Consider the following 7384-nt stretch of genomic DNA (forward strand, 5'->3'; position numbering starts at 1 on the left):
GGGTCGTAATCCATCAATTCTTAGCTTGCCATTTGAAGATCCACGGCTTTTCTAGACGACGAGCTAGCAGCCGCACGGTCAGCAGGTAATAGTACTGAGTCGCCGCGCATCGCCCAGCTAGTCGGTGCTCAAGAAACCAAATCACATGTTTTCTCTGCCAAGCCCAAGGTGTCTCCAGCTGCCAGCGTTTAGATATCTCAGCTTGGATGAGCTTTGCTTGACGTAAATGACGCTGCTGGGTTGCGAAGGACCCCGTCAGCATCGCAGACAAGAACAGCTCCATGTCGAATGACTTGCTCATACGCGCCCTCCAATGTAGGCAGCGACCACGTCGATCCGCCCGTGTCCCAGCTCATAGCTGATTTGCCTCCGGACCTCACGATCAAGGCTTCTATCGACCTGGTAACATTGGCCGCCGTTGATAGGCGTGGGATGCTGGCTGATTTGCTCATAGCGTTCACATGCGTACGCCGCTCGTAGCTCATGGAAGCCTTTGAGGTTGTGTGCTTGCAGGATTGCCCGCGCAGGGCAGATGATTTCTTGCTGCAGACTTAGGTAGCTTTCGTGTGACGCAATCAGATTGCGGCTACCCGCTGGCGACATCTGCCGTGCAAACTCAAGTGCATCTAGAACATGGTCGTCCACCGCAATCCAACGTGGCGCCGAGGCGCCGGCGCGGCCGCCTTTGGTGCCATCCTGAATGTTAATTCTTCCAAGGTCGTTAGCCTCACGGCTTAGCCGTGGCAGGTCAGCCAAGATAGCCTCACGCAAGCGCATGCCGGTGGCTCGCGCCAACAGAACAATCGCGGCTGACCGTTGTTGATGATGGCGGCAAAGCGCATCGACGATCTGCTTAACCTGTTCGCGGTCTTGGCCCTGCGGCACCGACTGTCGAACCCCGGTACGCCGCATACCCAACGCCTTGCTCGGGCTTGGCAATTTCACGTGCTGATCACCGCGAAGCGCCGCCATGGTCCTGTTCACGCTAGATAGGCGGTTTTGTGCGGTGCTGACGGCAAGGTCACCTCGCCCAACCACGCCGCACAGATACGCCGCATAGTCGGCCAACACTTTCCGATCAATCCGCCGCGCATCATTGATACCGGGCCCTTCCTCAGAACGACACCACTTCACGAATGCCTGCCACCGATCGCTGTGCGCCTTGACCGTGCCGTAGTGGCCACCGCCGAACATGTCTTTCAGCGCCTGCGGCCCGGCGTAGCTCAACTGCCTGCCGTAGCCAAAATTTCGACCGTCGCGCCTACCTACCAATGCCATGTCGATCACCTCACTGCCTGTTCTCCGACCCTCGCCCCACGTCATCCCGCCAAGAATGCTGAGTGTTATCAGGGATCAAGGCCCCTGCGACCTGTGGGGATGTCCTCTAACGCGGGACTGGCGGCTCTTTACGAACAAGAGCAAGGGCATCTCATGATCTGGCCTCCTGAACACCGTTACCGGTGGGCGGGTGGAGGCAGCGCTGGCTGACGAGACCTGCGCCTGAAGATCCTGAGCCATGTGCAAGCAGCAATGCGATGACCGGGGCATGCCTGACTGTCAGTCAGGTGCAGTCCATTCCTTGGTCTGCGGCACCATCATCTACATGGCTGTTGCTGGTGACATCGGCGTTTGTCACGCCGATTGTCACGAGGGGGAATGCCGCAAAGCCTTGTGCGATCAAGGCTGCAGCAGTGGTAGAAGTGCCCGTCTCTTTCCAGAAGAAAGAGACGGGCACAGGTTGGCGCAATATTTCGGCCAAGCGGATAGGTTGCTGCAGGGCAGCGAGGTACGGAGTATCTGGCGCACGAGCGCTATATGTGTAAGAGCATTCATCACATGGGTAGTGACCGGGCGAGCTGCCGAATGCTAATCGCCCTTGGGGAGAACCACCGCAGGAGCGGCGTGACCTTGAAGGCTCGGGTCACCTGGGGTGCTGTCAACGACAGCCTTTGCACTGTCTTTTCTACGCCCGCAATCCGAGGGGGTCAAGCGACTCGCCTGCAGGATTTTGTGGTTGAAAATGGCATGGGCCGTGTATGGAATCCCGTGGTTTCCAGTGGCCGATTTGGTGTTTTTGATTTTTTAGGTGAGGTCCATCCAAACAGGGCGGCTTTGCAGCCCTGTTTGGATGGACCCGCATGAAAAGCGGATCACCGAACTTTCAAAGCCGTGCGCTCACTCGACTGCGCCACGCCTTGCTCTAAGGCTCGATACGTTTGCCCCGGTCTGATTCGCGAACTCATGCGGCGAGATATGCTCCTGCCGGTTCGCTTCGAGGTAACGGCTCCACCAACTCATGATCATTCGCCGTTCCTCCAGGAACTCGGCCTTGTGGATATACGCCGCCCGAACGTTGTTGCGCTCCCGGTGGCTCATCTGCCGCTCGATAGCGGCCTCTGACCACAGCCCGGATTCGACCAAGGCACTGCACGCCATGGACCGAAAGCCATGCCCGCAGATTTCGGTCTTGGTGTCGTAGCCCATGTTCCGCAAAGCGCTATTGACCGTGTTCTCGGACATAGGCTTCCACGAGCGAGCGTCACTGGTGAACACCAGATCGAAGTACCCCGTGATCGCGTGAATCTGTTCGAGCAACGCCACCGCTTGCGGTGACAGAGGGACCAGATGGATGTCGCCCGCCATCTTCGTGCCTCTGGTCGAATACGGGACGCCATCCAAAGCGGGCCGCGTATCAGGTATCTCCCATATACCGCGCTTCAGGTCGAACTCACTCCAACGTGCGAAGCGCAATTCGCTGGACCGGACAAACACATGCAGGGACAGCATGACGGTCAGTCGAGTGAGCGTACGTCCCTTGTAGTTCTCGATACGGTCCATCAACTCAGGCAGGCGTGACAGCGGTAGTGCGGGCCGATGCGTAACCCGTGGCGCGCTGATGAAGCCCTCAAGGTCATACGCAGGGTTCACCGTGATCAGCCGCAGCCGCTTCGCCTCACGCATGATGCTCTGAAGGTAGTTTTGTACCCTTAAGGCCACATCGATCGTGCCGCGTTTCTTGATCGCCTCAAGCGGCTGCATGAGGTCGAAGGTATCCAGATCAACGACGGCGCGTGCGCCGAGCAGCGGGAAAACGTGAGTCTTCAAACGACTGAGCACGGTCCTCGCATGGCCAGGCGCCCACTTCACGGACATTTCCTTATGCCAGTCCAAGGCAACGCGCTCGAATGTGTGGCCTCTGACAACCGCCTCGGCCTTGGCCTGCTGCTTGGACGCAATCGGATCAATGCCCTCAGCCAGCATCCGCTTAGTCCCCAGGCGCTTCTGCCGAGCATCTGCGAGCCCAATGACGGGATAGCTGCCAAACGAGGTCAGTCCCTCGCGCCCATCCGGTTTCACATACCGGAAGCGCCAGCCTTTGCGGCCATTGGGGTAAACGAGGAGGTAAAGACCGTCACCGTCAAAAAGCTTGTATGGGCGGTCAGTAGGCTTGGCCGAGCGGCAGGCGGTGTCGGTCAGGGGAGCAGTAGTACGAGCCATAAGGGTAAACCCCTTTATCGAATCGACTTTATCCCAAACGTTACCCCTAAATCGGCTGGCAGCTGTCGGAATCCGACGGAACGCCATAACGAAAGAACCCGCCAGAAGGCGGGTTTTACGGGGGTTCCAGAGATTTTGGTAGCCTTCGCTGGAACCTGAACTGGTGCCGGAGACAGGAATCGAACCTGCGACCTTCGCGTTACGAGTGCGCTGCTCTACCGACTGAGCTACACCGGCGTGTTGCGCAACGTACCATTGCCGTGTCCGTTACGCAAACCCCTGTTTCACCTCACTTTCACGGCGCCTTGCAGCCATTCGGCGCGAGGTCTTCCTCCACCGTGGTCACGCAGCTCCACCCTGCCTGGGTGCGGGCCAGGGTCACGGTCTTGCCCAGCACATTGGCCGGTGCGTCGGCCAGGGTGCAGGCGATGCTGGCGGTGCCGTCGGCCGCCGTACCGCTGGCGGTGATCGCACAATGGGCGGTGGCGGGCTGGCCGCCGAGGCTGGCAACGTCGGGCACGTCCTTGCCTTCCTTCAGGCGGATGTCCATCGGCGTTTTCAGCGCGGAGATTTCCAGCAGCGCCGCGGCGGCTTTGGCGCGGGCCTGGTGGTTGGTGTACATGGGGATGGCGATGGTCGCCAGGATGCCGATGATCGCGACGACGATCATCAGTTCGATCAGGGTGATACCTCGTTGCCCTTTCATGAACGGTCTTCCTTCGTAATACATGGAGGCGCGGTCGGCGCATTTCATCTTGGGTTGCGCCCCGGCCGGCAGGCGCGCAGTAGGCCTGAACCGACACCTTTTGTCACCCCTGCACGGCAGGGCGTCATCTTCGCTGAACTACTCTAGTGAGCGTCATGGAAACGCGCCCGGCCTCGGGCCCGGCAAGCTGTTACGGGGCTTGTCGCCGCACTGCAAAGGACCTTCGTATGCCACCGTCTACCCGCCTCTACGCCTGGGAGGGCATCGATGCCTCCGGCGCTCGTCAACACGGCCAGCAACCGGGGCGCAGCCCGGCGTTCGTGCAGGCCTGGCTGCAACGCCAGGGCATCCGGGCCACGCGGGTGAGGTTGGCGGGTGGGTTGCAGTGGCGTTGGCCGCAGCGGGCGGGCAAGGCGGATGCAGCGGGGTTCAGTCGGCAGCTGGCGACCTTGCTCACGGCGGGGGTGCCGTTGTTGCAGGCGTTCGAGGTGATGGCGCGCAGTACCGTGGACAGCGGCATGGCGGCATTGCTGGCACGGTTGAAACAGGATGTGGCGGCGGGGCTTGGGCTGGCGGAGGCGTTGCAGCGGCATCCGGCGTGGTTCGATGCGCTGTACTGCAACCTGGTGCGGGTGGGCGAGCAGTCGGGCACGCTGGACCGGCAACTGGAGCAGATGGCGGGGATGCTGGAGAAGCGCCAGGCGCTGCGGCAGAAGGTGCGCAAGGCGATGCTGTATCCGGCGCTCTTGCTGCTGACCGGGCTTGCGGTGGCGGCGTTGTTGTTGCTGGAGGTGGTGCCACGCTTTCAGGGGCTGTTCGCCAGTTTCGACAAGGCGCTGCCGGCGTTCACCCAGTGGGTGATCGATTTATCCACAGGGCTGGGCAATCACGTGGGGTGGCTGGTGCTGTTGATAACTGTGTTGGGGGTTGGCGGGCGGGAGGTGTATCGACGGTATCTGCCTGCACGGCTGTGGATAGTGCGCTGGGGGGTGCGGGTGCCGGTGGTCGGCACCTTGCTCGGGCAGGCGGCGTTGGCGCGGTTTGCGCGCAGTTTGGCGACCTCTTATACAGCGGGGGTGGCGTTGCTGGATGCGCTGGCGACGGTGGCGCCGGTCAGCGGCAACTGCCTGCATGAGCGGGCGATCCTGGCGTTGCGCCAGGGCGTGGCCAATGGGGCCAGCCTGCAACAGGCGATGGAGGCGGACGGGCTGTTCCCGCCGCTGCTGCGCCAGCTGGTGGCGGTCGGCGAGGCCAGCGGCACCCTCGACACCATGCTGGACAAGGCCGCGCTACATTACGAAGAGCAGGTGAGCCAGGCGCTGGAGCAGTTGACCACGCTGCTGGAGCCGGCCATCGTGCTGATCCTCGGGCTGCTGGTGGGGGGCCTTGTCGTGGCGATGTACTTGCCGATCTTCCAGTTGGGTAGCCTGATCTGAACATGAATGCCTGGGCCGTCGTCATCGATCATCCGCCGTTCTTTTATGCCCTGGCCGCAGTGCTGGGGTTGCTGGTGGGCAGTTTTCTCAATGTGCTGGCGTACCGGCTGCCGCTGATGCTCGAGCGCCAGTGGCAGCGGGAGGCGCAGGAGGTGCTGGGGCTGCCGCAGGCCGAGCGCGAGCGTTTCGACCTGTGTTTGCCGGCGTCGCGCTGCCCCCATTGCCAGCGCCCGATCCGGGCGTGGGAAAACATTCCGGTGTTGAGTTATGTGGCCTTGCGCGGGCGTTGCTCGGGGTGCAAGGCGCGGATCAGTGTGCGTTATCCACTGGTGGAGCTGGCCACCGCCCTGCTGTCGCTGCTGGTGGCCTGGCATTTCGGGCCGGGCATGGAAGCGCTGGCGGTGATGCTGCTGACCTGGGGGCTGATCGGCTTGAGCTTGATCGATGCCGAGCACCAGTTGCTGCCGGATGTGCTGGTGCTGCCGCTGTTGTGGCTGGGGCTGGTGGTCAACGCCTTCGGGCTGCTGGTGCCGCTGGCCGATGCGGTGTGGGGCGCGGTGGCGGGTTACCTGAGCCTGTGGGCGGTGTACTGGGTGTTCAAGCTGGTGACCGGCAAGGAGGGCATGGGCTTTGGCGACTTCAAGCTGCTGGCCATGCTCGGCGCCTGGGGCGGTTGGCAGGTTTTGCCGCTGACCTTGATGCTGGCCTCGCTGGTGGGGGCGCTGATCGGGCTGACGCTGGTGCGTCTGAAGCGCACGCAAATGGGCGCTGCGCTGCCTTTCGGGCCTTATCTGGCCATTGCGGGGTGGATCGCCGTGCTCTGGGGTGATGAAATAGTCGCTTCTTACCTGCAACTGCTTGGAACCTGATGAGCACAGCGCCTTTCACCCCCTGGATTCTCGGCCTGACCGGCGGCATCGGCAGCGGCAAGAGCGCCGCCGCCGAGCGTTTCGTCGAGCTGGGCGTGCACCTGGTCGATGCCGACCAGGCCGCGCGCTGGGTTGTCGAGCCGGGGCGCCCTGCCCTGGCCCGTATCGTCGAGCGCTTCGGCCCCGGCGTGTTGCTGGAGGACGGCCAGCTCGACCGTGGCGCCCTGCGCCAGCAGATCTTTGCTGACCCGGCGCAACGGCAATGGCTGGAGCAACTGCTGCACCCGCTGATCGGCCAGGAGATCTTCAGCTACCTGGCCAAGGCCGAGACGCCCTATGCGGTGTATGTGTCGCCGCTGTTGATCGAGTCGGGGCAGTTCAGCAAGACCCAGCGCATATTGGTGATCGATGCGCCGACCGAGTTGCAGGTGCAGCGCACTCTGCAACGGGACAACACCAATCCTGAGCAGGTGCAGGCGATTCTCAAGGCCCAGCTGGCCCGGGAAGAGCGCCTGCGCCATGCCGATGACGTGGTGGTCAATGATCGTGACCTGCAATCGCTGCACGACAAGATCGACCGCCTGCACCACTTTTACCTGACTTTGCGAGGAGGCCAGCCATGAGCCAGCCGATGACCGTTGATTGCCCGACCTGTGGGGCGCCCGTGGAATGGGGGGAGAAGAGCCCGTTCCGGCCGTTCTGCTCGGACCGCTGCAAGTTGATCGACCTGGGGGCCTGGGCGGCCGAGGAGCATAAGATCGCGGGGGCGGAAGAGTCGGAGGATGAGCTGTATTCGGGGGATCTGGAGCCGCGGCATTGAGGTAGGCGTTTTTAGAACGCTGATTGGTTCGACGTTGTTGGGGCCGCTTTGCGGC

The 7384-nt window shown here is 62.1% G+C and carries 8 protein-coding genes and 1 tRNA gene; 4 read left to right on the forward strand and 5 right to left on the reverse strand.

The features are described from left to right. Positions 1 to 13: 13 nt before the first annotated feature. The 5 genes from NMG10_RS11840 to NMG10_RS11860 form a co-directional block, all read right to left on the reverse strand. Entirely contained in the window at positions 14 to 301 is a 288-nt protein-coding gene (locus tag NMG10_RS11840; protein ID WP_254464403.1) for a hypothetical protein, read from the reverse strand. Next, positions 298 to 1278 (reverse strand): integrase domain-containing protein, encoded by a 981-nt coding sequence (locus NMG10_RS11845; RefSeq protein ID WP_254464404.1) that lies wholly within the window; start codon positions 1276 to 1278, stop codon positions 298 to 300. The genes NMG10_RS11840 and NMG10_RS11845 overlap by 4 nt, the downstream gene beginning before the upstream one ends. A gap of 897 nt (positions 1279 to 2175) precedes the next feature. Further along, on the reverse strand, positions 2176 to 3498 hold the full coding sequence (locus NMG10_RS11850; RefSeq protein ID WP_254464405.1) for an integrase arm-type DNA-binding domain-containing protein: 1323 nt from the start codon (positions 3496 to 3498) through the stop codon (positions 2176 to 2178). 161 nt (positions 3499 to 3659) lie between these two features. Beyond that, a tRNA-Thr gene (locus NMG10_RS11855) sits at positions 3660 to 3735 on the reverse strand. A gap of 58 nt (positions 3736 to 3793) precedes the next feature. Continuing rightward, positions 3794 to 4204: a pilin gene (locus NMG10_RS11860; RefSeq protein WP_254464406.1), complete on the reverse strand. Its 411-nt coding sequence runs from the start codon at positions 4202 to 4204 to the stop codon at positions 3794 to 3796. 227 nt (positions 4205 to 4431) lie between these two features. Here NMG10_RS11860 and NMG10_RS11865 point away from each other — a divergent pair, with 227 nt between their 5' ends. From NMG10_RS11865 to yacG, 4 genes are read left to right on the forward strand one after another with little or no spacing between them, the layout of a single operon-like run. After that, positions 4432 to 5640, forward strand: a complete 1209-nt coding sequence (locus tag NMG10_RS11865) for a type II secretion system F family protein (RefSeq protein WP_254464407.1) — start codon at positions 4432 to 4434, stop codon at positions 5638 to 5640. Positions 5641 to 5642: 2 nt separating this feature from the next. After that, positions 5643 to 6509 carry an A24 family peptidase gene (locus NMG10_RS11870; protein WP_254464408.1) on the forward strand — a complete coding sequence of 289 codons (867 nt, stop codon included), beginning with the start codon at positions 5643 to 5645 and terminating at the stop codon, positions 6507 to 6509. Continuing rightward, positions 6509 to 7132 (forward strand): dephospho-CoA kinase, encoded by a 624-nt coding sequence (gene coaE, locus NMG10_RS11875; protein ID WP_254464409.1) that lies wholly within the window; start codon positions 6509 to 6511, stop codon positions 7130 to 7132. The genes NMG10_RS11870 and coaE overlap by 1 nt, the downstream gene beginning before the upstream one ends. After that, positions 7129 to 7329, forward strand: coding sequence for a DNA gyrase inhibitor YacG (yacG, locus tag NMG10_RS11880; protein ID WP_011535705.1), 201 nt, complete (start codon positions 7129 to 7131; stop codon positions 7327 to 7329). The genes coaE and yacG overlap by 4 nt, the downstream gene beginning before the upstream one ends. Positions 7330 to 7384: the final 55 nt, after the last annotated feature.

This window comes from Pseudomonas sp. DVZ6 (genome assembly GCF_024259445.1).
Classification (GTDB): domain Bacteria; phylum Pseudomonadota; class Gammaproteobacteria; order Pseudomonadales; family Pseudomonadaceae; genus Aquipseudomonas; species Aquipseudomonas peradeniyensis.